This is a genomic window from Streptomyces sp. NPDC028635 (assembly GCF_040637635.1).
In the GTDB taxonomy this organism is placed as follows: Bacteria; Actinomycetota; Actinomycetes; order Streptomycetales; family Streptomycetaceae; genus Streptomyces.
Window position 1 is genome coordinate 47,796 of sequence record NZ_JBEZWX010000004.1, and the last position, 17,489, is coordinate 65,284.

Below are 17,489 nucleotides of genomic sequence, written 5' to 3' on the forward strand. Positions count from 1 at the left end.
AGCTGTGACTTGATCAACAACCTTTCGTCATCACAAAGCGGGGTTCTGTCGGCGGATCGGACACGCCGGTGTCCGACCGTCCGCTTCCCCTCCGGCCGCCACCCTGATCCGCGGCCCTCAGCCCGGGCGACGCGTGTAGGGGGCACCCTCCGCCTCTGAGGGGAGGGTGCGGTGTCCGATGGGAGGAGCGGGGGGCGGCCGCGGTTCACCGGGCAGCACGACGAGACGGCTTTATCCGGCCCCTACCGTCGGAGTGAACGGTGGCGGCAGGGGGCCGCCACCACGCACAAGGGGGCAGGTCCGTCATGGACAGAGGAGAATCGCGGGTGCGGGGGTTCGCCGCCCGGGCGGGCGGCTGGAGCGCCCGGCACCGGTGGGCGGCGGTCGGCATCTGGGTGCTGTTCGTCGTCCTGGCGATGGGGGTGGGGTCCGCGGCGGGCCGGGTCGACGTCGACGACAGCGACCAGCTGAAGGGCGAGACGCACAACGCGGCGCAGATCATCAAGGACGCCGGCATCAAGGAGCCCGCGAGCGAGACCGTCCTCGTCCAGGCGAAGGACGGGCGGCTGCGGGCGACCGACGCGGAGTTCAGGTCCGCCGTCGACGCCGTCGTCAAGGCCGTCGACGGCACCGGCCAGGTCACGGGCGTGACGTCGCCCTACCCCACGCACACGATCTCCAAGGACCGGCACAGCGCGCTGGTGCAGTTCGACATGCGCGGGGACGCGGAGAGTGCGGGCGACCGGGTGGAGCCGGTGCTGAAGGCGGTCGAGGGGGTGCAGAAGGAGCACGCCCGGACGCTGCGGATCGAGGAGATCGGCGGCGCGAGCATGCGCAAGACGTTCAGCGACGCGTTCGGGGACGACTTCAAGAAGGCCGAGTACTCGGCGGTGCCGGTGGCGCTCGGCATCCTGCTCATCGCCTTCGGCGCGCTGGTGGCGGCGCTGCTGCCGGTGGCGCTGGCGATCACCGCGATCATGGCGACGATGGGCCTGATGGGCATCGTCAGCCATCTGCAGCCGATGAGCGACACCGCCAACTCCGTGATGCTGCTGGTCGGCATGGCCGTCGGCGTGGACTACTGCCTGTTCTATCTGCGCCGCGAGCGTGAGGAGCGGGCGGCCGGACGGGACGCGCGCACGGCCCTCAGGATCGCCGCGGCGACCAGTGGCCGGGCGATCGTGGTCTCCGGCGTCACGGTGTGCGTGGCGATGGCGGGCATGCTGTTCACCGGGCTCGCCACCTTCGAGGGGATGGGCCTGGCCTCGCTGATGGTGGTGGCCGTCGCCATGGTCGGCTCGGTGACCGTGCTGCCCGCGCTGCTGTCGCTGCTGGGTGAGCGCGTCGACAGGGGCCGGCTGCCGTTCCTGGGCCGTCGCCGGCGCACGGGCAACGGCGAGAGCCGGTTCTGGTCGGCCGTCCTCAAGGGCGTCCTGGCCCGGCCCGCGGTGTCCGTGGTGGTCGCGCTCGGCGCGCTGCTCGCGGTGGCGGCGCCCGCGCTCGGCATGAAGACGCAACAGCTCACCCTGGACCAGGAGTTCGGCGACTCGCTGCCCATCGTGCAGACCTACAACCGGGTCAACGACGCCTTCCCGGGCGGCTCGGAGCCGGCCCAGGTGGTCGTGAAGGCCGAGGACATCGACGCCCCCGAGGTGAAGGCGGCACTCGCCGACTTCCGTGACCGGGCCATCTCCTCGGGCGCCTCGCGCGGCCCGGTCGACATCCGGGTCCACGAGAAGCAGAACGTCGCCTTCGTCTTCGTCCCGCTGGTCGGCGGCTCCGACCAGGACAAGGCGGGCGCCAGCCTGGAGAAGCTGCGCGACGACGTGCGCCCGGCGACGCTGGGCAAGGTGGCGGGCGTCGAGGCGCCGATCACCGGCCAGGTCGCGGGCTCGCACGACTTCAACGACCAGCTCGTCGGTTCGGTCGTACCGGTCTTCGCCTTCGTGGTGGTGTTCGCCTTCGCGCTGATGCTGCTGTCGTTCCGCTCGCTGACCGTCGCGATCACGTCGATCCTGCTGAACCTGCTGTCGGTGGGCGCCGCGTACGGCATCCTCGTCGCGGTCTTCCAGCACGGCTGGGGCGCGTCCCTGGTCGGCGCGGAGGGCGTCGGCGCGATCGTCACCTGGCTGCCGCTGTTCCTGTTCGTGATCCTCTTCGGGCTGTCGATGGACTACCACGTGTTCGTGGTCTCCCGCATCCGCGAGGCGCGGCTGCGCGGCCGGTCGACGAAGGACGCGATCGCCCACGGCGTGGTCACCACGGCGGGCGTGGTCACCAGCGCCGCGGTCATCATGGTCGCCGTCTTCGCGATCTTCGGCACGCTGTCGATGCAGTCGATGAAGCAGATGGGCGTGGGCCTGGCGGCCGCGGTCCTCATCGACGCGACCGTCATCCGGGGCGTGCTCCTGCCGGCGGTGATGGCGCTGCTGGGCGAGCGCAACTGGTACCTGCCGAAGTGGCTGCACCGGCTGCCGGACCTGACCCACGACGAGGCACCGGAGGCCATCGCGGCCGAGCCGGCGCGGGGTGAGGGCGAGCCGCTGCGGGTGTGACACCCGCCTGCCACGGCAGCACGCGGGCCCGCCGGCCACCAGGGGGTGACCGGCGGGCCCTCGCGCGCGTACGGCGTGACCCGCGGGCCCGCGCACGCGTACGGCGTGACCCGCGGGCCCGCGTACACGTACGGCGTGACCCGCGGGCCCGCGCACGCGTACGGCGGCACGGGCGCGCTCTCATCCGCGTACGGCGTCACCGGCCGGCCTCACCCGCCTCCGGCGTCACGGGCGGTGACCCTTCACGTCGTGCTCAGTGGCCGCGCGCGGCGAGCTCGGCCTCGATCAGGTCGGCCGCCCGCCGGGTGCCGCCCTCCCGGGCCATGCCGGCCTGGATCTCCTTCAGCCGCCGGGCCGCCTCCGCGTCGCCGACCAGCGCGAGCGCGGCCTCGCGCAGCGCCTCGGCGGTCGCCTCCTCGGTCGCCAGCCGCCGTGCCACGCCGAGCTGCTGAAGCATGTCGGCGTTGCCGAACTGGTCCGCCGCCTGCGGTACGGCGATCATCGGCGTACCCGTGGCCAGCCCCTCCTGGCTGCCGCCCGCCCCGGCGTGGGTGACGAACAGGTCGGCCTCCTTCAGGATCGCCAACTGCGGCACCCAGTCCCGGACTTCCACGCTCCCGGGTACGTCGCCCAGCTCGGCCGGGTCGACGTGCTTGCCGATCTGCAGCACCGTGTGCCAGCCGGGCAGGTCGCCGAAGGCGCGCACGCACTCCCGGTAGAACGCGGGCTGCCTGGTGAAGGCGGAGCCCAGCGACACCAGCGCCACCTTCTCGGCGCCGGCGGGCCGCCGCCATGTGCCCTGTGCGGCGCGTTCGCCCTGGCACGCGCCGACGAAGGTGTACACGCGCTCGTCGACCCGGTCGGCGTGCGGCTGCAGCGCCTTCGGGATGAGCACCAGGGAGCGGGCGGGCCGGCCGGCGAAGTCGTCGGGGTGCTGTGTGATGCCGTTCTCCTCCAGCCAGGCGTGGAAGCGGGCGTAGTACGCCCGGCCGCGCGGCGTCTTCTTCGGCTCCGCCCACATCGGCTCGGCCACCTCCTGCTCATAGCCCTCCCAGGCGACGAGGCTCGGCGACAGGGAGACGGCGGGGACGCCCCAGCGGTGGGCGAGGACGCGGCCCGGGTAGGAGGCGATGTCGTGCAGCACGAGGTCCGGTTCGTCGCCCCGGTAGGCCTCGATCAGCTGCGGCAGGGCCTGGATCGCGTCGTTCAGGAACGGTTCGACGTTGTCCAGCAGGGTCTCGCCCCACGCCGACGGGTCGTCGTCGGGCGAGGGCAGGGTGGAGGTCCACGGTTTTGGTTCGGCGCCGGTCTCGGCGACCTTGTCCGCGAAGACCGGCGGGATGGCGTACGTGACCCGGTGCCCGCGTGCGACGAGCTCCCGGATCACCTCGAGGCTGGGGTTCACATGGCCGTGGGCGGCGATGGAGAACATGGCGATGTGGGCGCGACTGGTCATGACCGGCACCCTAATACGAGACGAGACGTCTCGTCCAAGCTTTTTGGCGAGGGTGATCCGTTCGACCGGACCGGGGACCGTCCGCGCGGCGGTCAGCGCTGGTAGCGGGCCAGGACGAGGTTGCCGTCGGCTTCCAGGCGGCGCCGCAGTACGGAGAGGCCGATCGCGCCGCTGTAGTACTCCTGGAAGGCCGGCGTGGCCACCTTGTCCTTCCACTCGGGGTAGCCGCGCACCGACTGCGCGGGCGCCGGGACGAGCCGGCCGGCCAGGGCGGTGCCGGTCGCCCAGCCGTCCTGGGCGGTGTGCAGGGCCGGATCCCGCAACGCGCGCGTACCCGTGGGCAGCATCCAGTCGCCGAGCGCCAGACGGACCATGTTCTTCGGCCGCAGCAGGAAGTCGAGGAAGGCGGCGGCCTCCTTCTTGTGCGGGCTGTCCGCGGCGATCGAGAGGGTCTGCGGGCTGACGCCCTGGGTGAGCCCGTCGGCACCGGCCGGAGCGGGCAGCACCTGCCAGGCGAAGCCCTTCGGCGCCTGCCGCGCGATCTGCTGGCGGTAGGAGAACCCGAGCGGCACCATCGCGTACCGGCCGCCGAAGAAGCCCGGCAGGGTGTCGGAGCCGCCGCTGCCGAGGGTGGAGCGCGGGGCGCTGTGGTCGACGGACACCTGGTCGTGAATGGTGCGCGGCACCTCGGCGTCGGCGGCCTCGAACCGGACGGTGACCTTCCCGTCGGTGCCGCGGTGGAAGAGGCTGCCGCCCGCCGACAGGGACAGGTTCAGCGTCGCGGACACCGGCTCCTTCAGCGGCCAGGCCACCCCGTACCGGCCGCCGCCGCTCAGTCGCCTGGTCACCTGCCGGAACTCGGCCCAGCTCCACGGGTGTCCGGGGGTCGGGACGCGGACGCCGGAGCGCCGCAGCCAGGCCGCGTTGGCGATGAGCACGCGCGGTTCCTGGAGGAACGGCACCCCGTACAGGCCGCCGCCGAAGGTCGTGGTCGCCCAGCTGTGGCGCGGGATGTCGTCCTTGAGCCCGCGCGGGAGCAGACGGGAGAGGTCGGCGAGGTAGCCGCCGTGCGCGAAGTCGGCGAGGTCGTCGGCGGCGTCGTGGATGACGTCGGGGGCCTCGCCGCCCTCGAAGGAGGTGAGCAGCTGGTCGTGGACGCTGTCCCAGCTGCCCTGGACGTACTCCACCCGCACGCCGGGGTGCGCGGCGTTCCACTCGCGCACCAACTCCTTCGTGGCCCGCACGGACTCGTCCTGCCAGGCCAGGGACTGGAAGCGCAGGGTGACGCGCCCGTCGCCGCCGGGGCCGGCGCAACCGGCGAGCAGCAGGAGCAGGACGACGGCGACCAGGCGTGCGCGCATCAGCCCCTCACCGCCCCGGCGAGCAGCCCGCCCGCGATCCACCGCTGGACCAGGGCGAAGAAGGCCAGCGACGGCAGCGTGGCGAGCACCGACGCGGCGGCCAGCGGCCCGAGGTCGGCGACGCCCTCGGCCCCGATGAAGTGGGTGAGCACCACCGGCAGGGTCTGTTTCCCGGGGCTCTTGAGCAGCACCAGCGCGAAGAAGAACTCGTTCCAGGCGGTGACGAACGCGAAGAGTGCCGTCGCCGCGATGCCCGGCGCGAGCAGCGGCGCCGTCACCGACACGAGGATCCGCAGCCGCCCGGCCCCGTCGACGGCCGCCGCCTCCTCCAGCTCCGCGGGGACGGCCCGGACGTACCCGGTGAGCAGCCACAGCGCGAACGGCAGCGCCCACACGACGTACACCATCACCAGCCCGGCCGGGGAGTCGACGAGCCGCAGGGCGCGCAGCAGCAGGAACAGCGGGATGATCAGCAGGACGAACGGGAACGCCTGGCTGACGACCACCCAGGCGCTCGCCGCCCGGGCGAGCCGGGTGCGGTGCCGGGCCAGGACGTACGCCATCGGCGTGGCCAGGCACACGGCGATCAGCGCGGCGGCGAGAGCGATGAGCAGCGAGTTCACCGCGGACCGCAGCAGGGGCTGTTCGTCGAAGGCCTGGCGGAAGTTGGCGAGGGTGGGGTCCTTCGGGATCCAGGTGGGGTGCAGGCTCGCCAGCTCGCGCGGCGGCTTGAAGGCGGTGGACAGCAGCCACAGGAAGGGGAACGCGAGGAAGGCCAGATACGCCAGCAGGGCGGCGTACTGCCCGGCGCGGACGCCCTTGCGGGCTCTCACCGTTCCTCGCCTCCCCTGAGCCGGCCCGCCAGGAACGCGGCGAGACAGACGGCGACCACGGCGACCAGCACACAGCCCATGGCGGCGGCGTAGCCGAACTGCCCGTAGCGGAAGGCCTCTTCGTAGGCGAAGAGCATCGGCAGCCGGGTGCGGCCGCCGGGGCCGCCGTTGGTGAGGACGTAGACGAGGGCGAAGGCGTTGACGTTCCAGATGAGGTTGAGCGCGGTGATGGCGAGGGCGACCGGGCGCAGTGCGGGCCAGGTCACCGCGTGGAAGCGGCGCCAGGCGCCGGCGCCGTCCAGGGCGGCGGCCTCGTGCAGGTCGCGCGGGGTGTTCTGCAGGCCCGCGAGCAGGGCGACCGTGGTCTGCGGCAGGCCCGCCCAGACGCCGACGACGATCACGGCGGGCAGGGCGGTGGACAGGGAGCCGAGCCAGTCGCGGCCGCCGCCGAGACCGAGGTCGCGCAGGGTCTCGTTGAGCACGCCCGCGTCGGTGTGGTAGACGAGCCGCCACATGATGCCGACCACGACCTCCGGCATGGCCCACGGCACGATCGCCAGCGCCCGGGCGAGCCGGCGCAGCGCCACGTCCTGGTTCAGCAGCAGGGCGAGGCCGAGCGCGAGCAGGAACTGCGGGACGGTCACGCCGACGGCCCACACCAGACCGATCCGGAAGGACTCCCAGAAGAGGGTGTCGTGCAGCAGGTCCCGGAAGTTGAGGGCGCCGATCCAGCGGGTGGGCGCGGCGCGGCCGGACTGCGCGTCGGTGAACGCCAGCAGGATGCCGTGGAGCAGCGGGCCGACGCTGAGCACGAGGATGGGCAGCAGGGCGGGCAGGACGAGGAACCAGCCGCCGCGGTCGAGGGGCCGGCCGGGGCGGCGGGAGCGCGGCGCGCGCGGGGCCGGTCGCGTCACGTCCGCCACCGCCGTCACGGAATCAGCCCCTTTGGACACCCTTGGGTTGGCATGACCATGGTCGTAAACCGGATGGCCGCCGTCAAGGGACCGTGCACCGGGCCCGATCTGCGCGAATGCGAGACTGACGGACACACGGTTCGGGAACGGGACATGGAGGCGGACGATGGACGAGGCGCGGGCGCGCGAGGTACTGGCCGCGGCGAAGGTGCTGCCCGGGGCCGACGACGCGCGGCTGCTCGCCCTGGGCGAGAACGCGGTGTTCGCCGCCGGTGACCTGGTCGTGAAGGTGGGCCGCGACGCCGAACTGCTGGACCGCGCGCGCCGCGAACTGGACGTCGCGCTGTGGCTGGCGGACGCGGACGTCCCGGCCGTGCGCGCGGCCGGGAGGGAGCCGCTGCTGGTGGAGGGGCACCCGGTCACCGTGTGGCACCGGCTGCCGGACGCGGTACGGCCCGCCGGACCCCGCGACCTGGCCGCACTGCTGCGGATCGTGCACACCCTGCCCGCGCCCCCCTTCGCGCTGCCGCGCCGGGAGCTGCTGGGCGGGGTGGAGCGCTGGCTGCGGCTCGCGGGCGACGCCATCGACCCGGCCGACGCGGCCTATCTGCGCGAGCGGCGCGACGGCTTCGCCGCGGCGGCGGCCGCGCTCACCCCGCACCTGCCGCCCGGCCCGATCCACGGCGACGCCCTGCCCCGCAACGTCCACATCGGCCCCGACGGCCCGGTCCTGGTCGACCTGGAGACCTTCTCGGCCGACCTGCGCGAGCACGACCTCGTGGTCATGTCCCTCTCCCGCGACCGCTACGGCCTGCCCGCCGACGCCTACGACGCCTTCACCGCCGCGTACGGCTGGGACGTACGGGAGTGGGAGGGCTGCGCGGTGCTGCGCGGCGCGCGGGAGACGGCCAGCTGCGCCTGGGTCGCCCAGCACGCGCCGGGCAACCCCAAGGCTCTCGCCGAGTTCCGGCGCCGGGTGGCGTCACTGCGGGAGGGCGACGCGACGGTGCGGTGGTTCCCGTTCTGAGCGGCCGGGGGCGCGCGACGCCGGCGGATCAGGCGCCGTAGAACACGAACGCGCCCCACCCGGCCGCGTCGGCGAACACCGGAAAGCGGTAGCCACCTCCGGCGGCGGCGAGGCGGCGGTGCCGGTCGGTGTCGAGGGGCGGGGCCCCGGCCTGGACGGCGGACCCGTGGGCGGGCGGGAGGTATGCGGCGGTGGGCATCAGGTCCGCGTCTACGGGCGGGACGTCCGCGTCGGGCGGCCCGGCGTCCACGGCGGTGGGCGGGGCGTCCGCGTCGGTCGGAGGGGCGTCCGCGTCGGTCGGAGGGACGTCCGCGTCGGGCGTGCCCGCCAGCCGGTGGGCCAGCCGCAGCATCTCACCGCTCAGCTCGTCGGCCGCGGCGGGGCGCCGTGGTGTCTCCAGCCGGGAGCAGGCCCAGTCGACGAGGTCGGCTGCCGTCATGGCCGCCATCCGCCGCTGGGCACGGGCCAGTGCGTCCGCGACGACCCCGGCGTTCCAGCCGGGCCGGGCGGCCAAGTCCTCGTAGAACAAGGACATCAGCACCGCCGTCTCGTGGTCCAGCACCGGCCACTGGCTGACGATCAGCCCGCGCGCACCGGCGGACAGCAGGGCGTGCCCGAGGCCGGTCAGCTCGTCGCCGCGCCGCACCCGGTGGCGGCCGCTGCCGCAGGCGCTGAGGGTGACGAGCGCGCCCGACCAGTCCAAGGCGGCGAGCTGGTCCACGGTGACCACCTCGCCACCGGAGCCGGTTCCGCGGGCGAGCAGCAGTCCGCTGCGCTCCGGGTGCCGCTCGTCGAACGTGGCGTGGCACGCCAGATGCACCAGGGACAGCCGTTCCGCGGCGGTGACGGCTTCCTGGAGCCACTCCCCCGTGACCGTGTGGCCGACCCGGGCGGTGCCGCCCAGCCGGTGGGCGACCTCGGCGCACTCACTGCGGCAGAACGCCAGCTCCGCGCTGCCGTCGGCCCGCCCGGCGCCGGGGAAGCCGCCCACCACGACGGTGCCGTCCCGGTGCCAGGCGCCGGACGAGCGCAGCAGCGACGCCGACGGCAGGTAGCGCAGCGGCGGGCGGCCGCGGGCGACGGCAGGGTCGGGTGACAGGTGCATCGGTACGCCGTGCAGCGGGCCATGGGGCACGACAAGCACCGAGCCCGCCGGGTCTCCCGCGGGCGCGGCGCCGTCCACGACCGAGCGGAGCGCCGCGTGCAGGGGGCCCACCAGCAGGGAACCGAGGGCGCGTTGCCGGTCCCGGCGGTTGCGCGCGGTGCGCAGGGCCCGCATCCGGCCGGCTCCGTCCCGAAGGCCCAGGGTGTCGTGCCGGCCCACGGTCACCAGTTCCGGTTCGGTGCGGCCGGGCACGATCACGAACGCGTGGAGCGCTTCGTCGCCGCTCCACAGCTCCACCAGGGCCGTCGCCCCGGCGCGGGCGAGCAGACGCGCCGCCTCGCGCGCCGTGATGGGCTCGGCCATCCGGTGGCGGCGCACCTCAGGGCGCGTGTCCGCCAACCGGTCCCACAGAGCGGCCAGTTCGGCGCGGACCGCGCCCAGCTCGTCCTCCACCGCGTACAGCCGGCGGATCCGCTCGTCCGGCCGCTCGCCCTGCCGCCACAGCGACAACTCCTCGCGCAGCCGGCGCTGACGGAGCCACAGCTCCTGTTCGCGGGCGAGCGGATCGTCGGCGACATGGTCGGTGGAGGAATGGCCGGTGGAGGCAGGGCCGGCAGAGGCAGGGCCGGCAGAGGCGGGGGCCGTGGCGGCAGGGTCCGTGGCGGCGGGGTCGGTGACAGCGGCGCCGGGGTCGGTGGACGCGGCGCCAGGGTCGGTGGACGCGGCGGGGGCCGGGGCGTCCATGAGTCCGTGCCGCACCGCGTCCAGCAGTGAACGGCTCCGGGCCCGCTCCGCCAGAGTGAAGGCCTGCCCGACCTGGCCGACCGCCAGCGCGACCTCCACCGCTTCCCGGTACGGCGGGGTGGTGAGCGTGTGGAAGTCGGGCAACGGTCCGAGGTCCAGGGCATGCCGGCGCACCTCCTCGTGGGCGTCGCACGCCTCGGTCAGCCGGTCGAGCAGCTCGGGGCTGCGCTCGCCCCGGCGGAAGCGGTACGCGCCGACCGCCAGGGACGCCACCATGACCGTCTGGGGCGCGGGGTGGCGAGCGGCGAGCGCGGTGAGCCGTTCGACCGTCTCGGCGGCCTCCGCGTCCCGCCCGGTCCTCTCGGCCAGGTGGAGCCGTACGGTCAGCCGGGCCGCCAGCCGGTAGGCCGAGGGGCCGTCGTCGGCCCCGGCGGCCGCGATGCTGAGTTCGCTGTAGGTGCGGGCGAGTTCGTGGGCGCCGTAGCCCAGGCAGATCTGCGCCAGCCGGCCGTCGTGCACCCCGAAGTCGTCTCCGGGCGCCTCCTCGGGCAGGGAGGCGGCGGCCGCGCCCAGACGCCTGCGCAGGGAGAAACGGCTGAGCGCCCGCGCCCGCAGCAGGAGCGCGAGCTCGTCCTCCTCCCCGATGCCCAACCGCTGGGCGCAGATTGCCAGATGGCGCAGCGCGATGCTCTCCCGGAACGCGTCGCCGAGGCCCTGCGTCACCTCCCGCGACCGCATGAGCACCTCGTGGCCACGGTCGTGGTCACCCGCGTACAACCGGATGACCCCGCGCAGGTTCCACACGCGCGGCATGAGGTGCAGCGCCTGCAGGTGGGCCCAGTGCGTCTCGGCGCGGTGCAGCAACTCCTCGGCCCCCGCCAGGTCCCCTGCCTCGAACCGCCGTTCGGCCTGGTCGGCAAGGTCTCCGCCCGCCGTCGCGTGCAGGCCGATGTCCAGCGCGATCTCCGCGTCGCCCACGCCGGGCTCGCCGGCGTACCGCTCGCGCAGCATCTGCGCCGTACGGGCCTCGATGGCCCGGACCCGCTCGTCGTACCCGGGCCCGTAGTGTTCCTCGTCGATCCGGGCGTGCAGCCGTACGCCCAGGTCGTGGGCGTGGGTGAACGCGACACCGGCGGCGGCCTCGTCACCGGCGGCCCGGTGCAGGTCCGCCAGGTTCAGCCAGGCCTTGTACGCGTCGTGCTCGGCGCCCGCGGCGGCCAGCAGCCGCGCCGCCTCCTCGGTGTGCCGCACGGCCTCGTCGAAGTGGCCCTGCCGCTCGAGCTCTCGGGCGAGGTTGTCGGTCACGATGCCGCGCTGGACATCGGTGAGTCCCTCCACCTCCAGCGCCGCGCGCAGCAACTCCTCGGCACCGTCGCGGGAGTGCCGGATCAGGGCCGTGGCGTGGTTCTGCAGGACCATCGCGTACCCCATGGCATCGCCGGCGTTCCGGGCGGCGTCGGCCGCCTCCTCGAACCAGCCCACGGCCCGCCCCAGGTCCCCCGACGCCACGGCGGTGAGGGCGAGCCCCTCAAGTGCGCCGCTGCGGGTCGCCTCCGTCGCGGCGGCGTCGAGGCACTTCTCGTAGTACGCGAGTGCCTCCGCCGGCCGCCCCTCCGTCCGAGCCACCTGGCCGAGCAGCCGGTAGAGCAGGAACCGCGCGTCGGCGTCGGCCACCTGTTCCGAGACGGCCTCCAGGGCGAGCAGCAGCCGCTTCGCCTCCGCCGGGCGGCCCTGGGCGAGTTGCCCGTGGGCGTACAGCAACGCCTCCTGGTACCGGGCGAGTCGGACATCGTCGTCGGTCACACCGCCTCCGGTGGGTCTGCGCGATCCGGTAACGGGTTACCCATGACGGCTCGCCGTTCAGACATACTCTGACGCATGAGCAACCCGGACGACGTCGATCCGCCCACCCCGCACGCGGGTGCCGTGCGGCTTTCGGAGGACGGTGAACTGCTGTACTGGGACGGCACCGAATGGACGCCCTATGTCCGGCTGACCGAGGGCGAGGCGTTCCACCACGGAGTGGTGTTCCGCGGTGACGACGCCGAGCAGGACGACCGGTGACCTCGCCGCTGCCCGACCCGGTCGCCGCCGGGCCGGCCGCCGACCCCTCAGCGACGGGTCCCGCCGACGCGGTGACCGATCTGCGGGCCACGGCCCGCTGGACGATCGCCGCAACGGCGGCCGTCGGCGCGCTGCTGCTGGGTGGCGGTCCGCTGGTGGCGGTCGGCCGCATCCACGGCTGGGCGGACGCCGCCACGGCGTTCGGCGGGCTCGCGCTGGCGGTGCTCGGCATCGGCTGGGCCATCTGGCAGACCGGCGAGGCGCTGACGCCGCGTCTGGCCACGCTCGCCGATCTGCGCTCCCCCGGCATGGCCGGTCTGCGCGAGGCCGTCGCCCGCGATCCGTCCGCCTACTACGGCCCTTACGCCTCCTTGGACGAGCTGGCCGCCGGACGCCGGCTGCACGAGAAGGTCGCCGCCGAGCTCGCGGTCCGCCTGGCCCGCGAACAGGACACGGACCGCACGCGGGTGCTCCAGCAGGGCCTTGCCGACGCGCGCGCCAACGCGGAACAGGCCCGTGCGCTCCAGCAGCGGCTGCTCACGCTGATCCACGCCTGGGCGGTGCGCAACGCGGTGCGCCGGGCGCGGGTGCACACCCTGGCGGCCTTCGTGGTGGTGACCCTCGGCGCGGTGCTGTTCCTGACCGCCACCCACGAGGACACGTCCGCGCAGCCGGCCGGGTCCGCGCGGGCCTCCGTCGCCCCCACCGGGCCGCAGCCGGCCGCCCCCGTGCCGCGTTGAGCGGAAACGGTCAGGCCCTGGGGCCGCAGGCCCGCTCGGCGTCCCGCTCGTCGGCGTCGCCTTCTCCCGCGTCGCGCCGCCTGATCGCCCCGGCGGCGCGGCGCAGTTCGGTCAGGACCGTGCGGACCGCCGCTCTCGCCGTGCGTTCCGGGCGGCACAGGACGTCGATGTGGCGGCGGGCCTGCACCCCGCTGAGCGGCCGCAGGACCAGGTCCGGATGGGGCCGCACGGTCCAGCGCGGCATCAGCGCGATGCCGCCCCCGGCGGCGACGGCCTCGGCGACCACCGCGAACTCGTTGATGCGGTGCGCGAGACGCAGCCTGCGTCCGGCCGCCGCGGCGATCGCCTCGATCGTCGCCAGCACCGGGAAACCGTCGTGCACCGTGATCCACGGCTCGTCGGCCACGTCCCGCGGGCTCAACCGCCGCTTGCCGGCGAGCGGATGCCCGGCGGGCAGCGCCACGTCGAGCGGCTCGCGCAGCAGTGTCGTCGCGGCGATCGTGCCCGGCCAGGGCGGGGCATGGTCCAGGCGGTGAGCGAGCACGAGGTCGTAGAGGCGGGTCAGCCGGGGGAAGTCCTCCTGCGGCACGTCCTCGTCGGCGAGTGCGAGCCGCGGGCCGCCAGTTGCGGCGAGGGCGCGCAGCAGCAGCGGGAAGAAGGCGGAGCCCGCGCTGTGGAACGCGGCCACCGACACCTCTCCGTCGGCCTGCCCCACGAAGTCCTCCACGGCGTGCCGGGCCCGCGCCAGCGCCGCCTCCACGTCGACGGCCGCGGCCGCCAGCGCCTGCCCCGCGTCGGTGAGCACGAGCCGACGGCCCTGCCGCTCGGTCAGCGGCACCGGCATCGTGCGCTGCAGCAGCCGGAGCTGCTGGGAGATCGCCGACGGCGTGACCAGCAGCGCCTCGGCCACCGCGCTGACGCTGCCCAGTTCCCCCAGCTCGCGCAGGATCCGCAGCTGCCGTCCGTCCATGGCCGCAGTGTAGGGGCATGATGTAGGGCTGCTAAAAGATCGCTGAAGGAACTCGTGCTGGGCTTCAGGGTCGTCCGCGGTGCACGGTGGGCGGGTGTCCGACGCCCGCCGTACCGACGCGGTACTCCTCCTGGTCGCACTCGTCTGGGGCTCCAGCTATCTCTCCGCCCAGACGGCCACGGCCGCGCTGCCCGTCCTGTCCGTCCTCTTCGCTCGCTACGCGCTCTCCTTCCTGGCGTGCCTGGCCTGCCTCGTCCTGATCGCCGGGCGCCGCGGGCCGCTGCGACCGCGCCGCGACGAGTGGCGTGCCGGGCTGCCGCTCGGCGTCACCCAGGCCGCGGTGCTGGTGGTGGAGACCTACGGCGTCGCCCACACCACGGCCGCCAACGCGGGCCTGATCATCAGCCTGACCATCGTCCTCACCCCCCTGCTCGACCGCTCCGGCCACCCGGGCGGACTGCCCGGCTCCTTCTACGCCGCCGCCGGCGTGTGCGTGCTCGCCGTCGGGCTGCTGATGTCCGGCAACGGCTTCCACGCGTTCCGCCTCGGCGACCTGCTGATGCTGGCCGCCGCCGGGGTCCGGGCGGTGCACGTGGCCCTCGTCGGCCGGCTGACCGCCCGCCGGGCCGTACGTCCGCTGCATCTGACGACGGTGCAGACGGCCGTCGGCACGGCCCTGTTCCTCCCCGTCACCGCCGCCGGGCTGCCGGACCTGGTCCGCGCCCCGGCCGCCACCTGGACGCAGCTGCTCTACCTCGCCCTGTTCTGCAGCGTGTTCGCCTTCCTCGCGCAGACCTGGGCGGTGCAGCGCACCTCGGCCAGCCGGGCCAGCCTGCTGCTGGGCACGGAGCCCGTGTGGGCCGCGGTGGCCGGCGTCGCGCTCGGCGGCGAGCACCTCACGGCGCTCACGGGACTGGGTGCGGCGCTGATGGTCGCGGGGACCTACTGGGGACAGGCGGTGGAGCGCAGCCACCGCGCGACCTCCGCCCGGGCCGGCACACAGGCGGACGCGAGGCTCCCGGCGAGCTCCGACGCCGACCAGGAACATCCGACGGCACCGACGCCGACGCGGACGCCGGCGAGAAGCTGACGGCGGCCTCCCGGCGGGCGCGACGCCGAGGCCGAGGGGAAGCTGACGGCGACCTCCCCCGACGGTCGCCGACGCCGACGTGAGATTGACGGCTGCCTCCCCGCGGTCGCCGACGCAGAAGGGAGATTGGCGGCGGCCTCCCCGCGGTCGCCGACGCCGACGCGGAACGGACGCCGGTCGGCAGCTGACGCGCGCCGCCCCGGCGAAGGTGACGTCCGATCAGCCCATGGCCGCAGCGGCCCAGTCGCGCTCGCGGTGCGTCACACGCGCTCCCCCGCCACCTCCCGCACGGGCCAGGTGGCGTCCACCACCGCGTCCGTCTCCCCCTTGCGGCGCAGGAAGGCCTGGAAGTCCGCCGCCCACTCCGCGTACCACTCGACCTGGCGGTGGTGCAGTTCCGCCGGGCCCAGGGCCGCGATCTTGGGGTGGCGGCCGGCTATCGCACCGGCCAGGCGAGCCGCGGCGAGGGCGTCGGCGCAGGCGTCGTGCGCCGCGTCGAGCGGGACGCCGTACTCCGCGCAGACGGCTTCGAGGTTGCGCTTGCCGCGGCGGTAGCGGTCGGCCCAGCGGTCGATGGTGTACGGGTCGATGACCGGGGCCGGGGCCTGGCCGCCGAGCCGGTCGCGCAGGGACGGCAGGCCGTGCCGCAGCAGTTCGGCGGAGAGCAGGGTGAGGTCGAAGGCGGCGTTGTAGGCGACGACCGGGACGCCCGTCTTCCAGTACCCGGCCAGGACGTCCGCGATCGCGTCGGCGACCTGGTCGGCCGGCCTGCCCTCGGCCGCCGCGCGCTCGTTGCTGATGCCGTGCACCGCCACCGCGTCCGCCGGGATCTCCACGCCCGGGTCCGCGAGCCATTCCCGCCGCCCGAGCACCTGCCCGCCCCTGACCTCGATGACGGCGCCCGTGACGATGCGCGCCTCACACGGATCCGTGCCGGTGGTCTCCAGGTCGAAGCCGATGAGCAGCTCGCGGTGCCAGGCCATGGCGGCCCCCCTTCTCGGTGGTGCTGTCCCCCAGTGGCCTCCACCATCGCACGGCCCACTGACAATCGACCGGCGGCCGGTCCACCCGGCCCCGCCCGGGGGACACTTCAGGACACGGGGCGCGAATCCGCCCAAGCCATCTCGAACTCCTCGCGATAGGTGGAGAAGAGCCCGCCGTCCTCGACGCCGTCCGACTTCACCACCCGGTTGCCGCCGCGCAGCACCAGCACGGGCGCCTCCATGCCCCGCGCCCGGCGCAGATAGGACTGCACGACGGCGATGCCGTCCGCGCCGTCGCCGTCGACGAGGTAGGCGGTGAAGCGCGGGGTGTCGTCGTAGACCTGGATCTCGAAGGCGCCGGGGTCGCGCAGCCGGGCCCGGACCCGGCGCATGTGCAGGATGTTCATCTCGACCGCTCGGCTCAGCTCGCCCCGCTTCATGCCCAGCTCCCGCTCGCGCCGCTTCACGGCGCTGGAGGCCGGGTTGAGGAACAGCAGCCGGATCCGGGCGCCGGCCTCGGCGAGGCGCACCAGGCGGCGGCCCGAGAAGTTCTGCACGAGCAGGTTGAGGCCGATGCCGATGGCGTCGAGCCGACGGGCCTGGCCGAAGATGTCCTCGGCCGGGAACTGGCGCATCAGCCGCACCCGGTCGGGGTGCACGGCGACCACGTCCGCGTAGCGGTCGCCGACGAGGTCCTCGACGGCGTCGACGGGCAGCCGGCGCGCGGAGGGCACGTCGCCGCTTGTGCCGAGCATCTCGAGCAGCCGCGCGGAGGCGCGCTCGGCCTGGCCGAGGACCGCCTCGGACAGGGCACGGTTGCGGGAGACGACATTGCGGGTCACCTCCAGCTCGTCAAGGGCCAGCTCCACGTCACGTCGGTCGTCGAAGTACGGCTCGAAGCAGGGCCAGTGCTGCACCATCAGCTCGCGCAGCTGGGGCAGCGTCAGGAAGCTGATGACGTTGTCGTCGGCCGGGTCCAGGAGGTAGCCCTTGCGGCGGCTGACCTCGCGGACGGCTGCCGCGCGCTGCACCCACTCCTGTCCGGCGGGTCCGGCGGCGGCGACCACCCAGTCGTCGCCGTGGACGGGCTCGTAGACGGGCCGCAGCACGGCGGCCACCACGGCGCGCAGCCGCTGTTCGACGAGGTTCAGCCAGATGTAGGCCCGGCCGGCCCGCTGGGCGCGGGTGCGCACCTCGCGCCAGGCGTCGGCGTCCCAGTCCAGCTCGGGTCCGATGGCGCCCGTCTGCATGGGCCTGGCCAGCGACACCGCTCCGGGCGGGACCTCCGCGGAGTCCCCCTCACGGCCCTCGTCCCCAGGGGGTAGCTCCAGCTCTCCCGAGCCCACCCGCGCACCGCCTTCCGCTCCCCCGAGCACTCCCCGCTCCCAACGATCAAGGAAGGGTACTCCGCGAGCGCCCGGCGGTGCAGCCCGATGGGCAGGGTCGCGTCCCAACTGCTGCGATTCCCGGGGCCGTTCCACCCTGGCGCGGGCACGGAGTGAGCGGATTCATAGCGCGGACCGGCGCCCCGGTCGCCTCGGGCAGCCGTCCCCGCAGCCTCGCCGGCCACAGTGCCGCCCGGCGCCCCACACACCCCAGCACCCCCTCCCGCCCCATTTGGCGCACAATCGATGTTTTGCGCCGATG

The 17,489-nt window shown here is 74.5% G+C and carries 12 protein-coding genes and 1 pseudogene; 5 read left to right on the plus strand and 8 right to left on the minus strand.

Annotated elements, in window-relative coordinates; translation table 11 throughout:
- Window positions 1-305 precede the first annotated feature (305 nt).
- The gene (locus AB0E88_RS06015) at window positions 306-2,555 is read left to right on the plus strand and encodes an MMPL family transporter (RefSeq protein ID WP_361624509.1); all 2,250 of its coding nucleotides are present in this window, start codon (window positions 306-308) and stop codon (window positions 2,553-2,555) included.
- A 253-nt stretch (window positions 2,556-2,808) separates the two neighbouring features.
- Here the strand turns inward: AB0E88_RS06015 and mgt are convergent.
- From mgt to AB0E88_RS06035, 4 genes and pseudogenes are all read right to left on the minus strand, one after another.
- Window positions 2,809-4,049, minus strand: a pseudogene (gene mgt, locus AB0E88_RS06020) (macrolide-inactivating glycosyltransferase).
- A 54-nt stretch (window positions 4,050-4,103) separates the two neighbouring features.
- Window positions 4,104-5,372, minus strand: a complete 1,269-nt coding sequence (locus tag AB0E88_RS06025) for an extracellular solute-binding protein (protein ID WP_361624512.1) — start codon at window positions 5,370-5,372, stop codon at window positions 4,104-4,106.
- Window positions 5,372-6,205 (minus strand): carbohydrate ABC transporter permease, encoded by an 834-nt coding sequence (locus AB0E88_RS06030; RefSeq protein ID WP_361624515.1) that lies wholly within the window; start codon window positions 6,203-6,205, stop codon window positions 5,372-5,374. Before AB0E88_RS06030 ends, AB0E88_RS06025 begins: the two co-directional genes overlap by 1 nt.
- The gene (locus tag AB0E88_RS06035; protein ID WP_361624518.1) at window positions 6,202-7,137 is read right to left on the minus strand and encodes a sugar ABC transporter permease; all 936 of its coding nucleotides are present in this window, start codon (window positions 7,135-7,137) and stop codon (window positions 6,202-6,204) included. Before AB0E88_RS06035 ends, AB0E88_RS06030 begins: the two co-directional genes overlap by 4 nt.
- 148 nt (window positions 7,138-7,285) lie before the next feature.
- Between AB0E88_RS06035 and AB0E88_RS06040 the strand changes: the two genes are divergently transcribed.
- Entirely contained in the window at window positions 7,286-8,146 is an 861-nt protein-coding gene (locus AB0E88_RS06040; protein ID WP_361624521.1) for an aminoglycoside phosphotransferase family protein, read from the plus strand.
- Between the two features lie 28 nt (window positions 8,147-8,174).
- Here AB0E88_RS06040 and AB0E88_RS06045 read toward each other — a convergent pair whose 3' ends face one another.
- Window positions 8,175-11,798: a CHAT domain-containing protein gene (locus tag AB0E88_RS06045; RefSeq protein WP_361624524.1), complete on the minus strand. Its 3,624-nt coding sequence runs from the start codon at window positions 11,796-11,798 to the stop codon at window positions 8,175-8,177.
- Window positions 11,799-11,873: 75 nt separating this feature from the next.
- Here AB0E88_RS06045 and AB0E88_RS06050 point away from each other — a divergent pair, with 75 nt between their 5' ends.
- Both AB0E88_RS06050 and AB0E88_RS06055 read left to right on the plus strand, forming a co-directional pair.
- On the plus strand, window positions 11,874-12,059 hold the full coding sequence (locus tag AB0E88_RS06050; protein WP_361624527.1) for a hypothetical protein: 186 nt from the start codon (window positions 11,874-11,876) through the stop codon (window positions 12,057-12,059).
- Window positions 12,056-12,799, plus strand: coding sequence for a hypothetical protein (locus AB0E88_RS06055; protein ID WP_361624530.1), 744 nt, complete (start codon window positions 12,056-12,058; stop codon window positions 12,797-12,799). Before AB0E88_RS06050 ends, AB0E88_RS06055 begins: the two co-directional genes overlap by 4 nt.
- Window positions 12,800-12,809: 10 nt before the next feature.
- Here the strand turns inward: AB0E88_RS06055 and AB0E88_RS06060 are convergent, their stop codons facing one another.
- Window positions 12,810-13,769, minus strand: coding sequence for a LysR family transcriptional regulator (locus tag AB0E88_RS06060; protein ID WP_361624533.1), 960 nt, complete (start codon window positions 13,767-13,769; stop codon window positions 12,810-12,812).
- Window positions 13,770-13,863: 94 nt separating this feature from the next.
- On the opposite strand from AB0E88_RS06060, the gene AB0E88_RS06065 reads away from it, so the two are divergent.
- Window positions 13,864-14,859 carry a DMT family transporter gene (locus AB0E88_RS06065; protein WP_361624536.1) on the plus strand — a complete coding sequence of 332 codons (996 nt, stop codon included), beginning with the start codon at window positions 13,864-13,866 and terminating at the stop codon, window positions 14,857-14,859.
- A gap of 260 nt (window positions 14,860-15,119) precedes the next feature.
- Here the strand turns inward: AB0E88_RS06065 and AB0E88_RS06070 are convergent, their stop codons facing one another.
- Window positions 15,120-15,842, minus strand: a complete 723-nt coding sequence (locus AB0E88_RS06070) for a 3'-5' exonuclease (RefSeq protein ID WP_361624539.1) — start codon at window positions 15,840-15,842, stop codon at window positions 15,120-15,122.
- 107 nt (window positions 15,843-15,949) lie between these two features.
- Window positions 15,950-17,188 (minus strand): SAV2148 family HEPN domain-containing protein, encoded by a 1,239-nt coding sequence (locus tag AB0E88_RS06075; protein WP_361624541.1) that lies wholly within the window; start codon window positions 17,186-17,188, stop codon window positions 15,950-15,952.
- Between the last annotated feature and the right edge of the window lie 301 nt (window positions 17,189-17,489).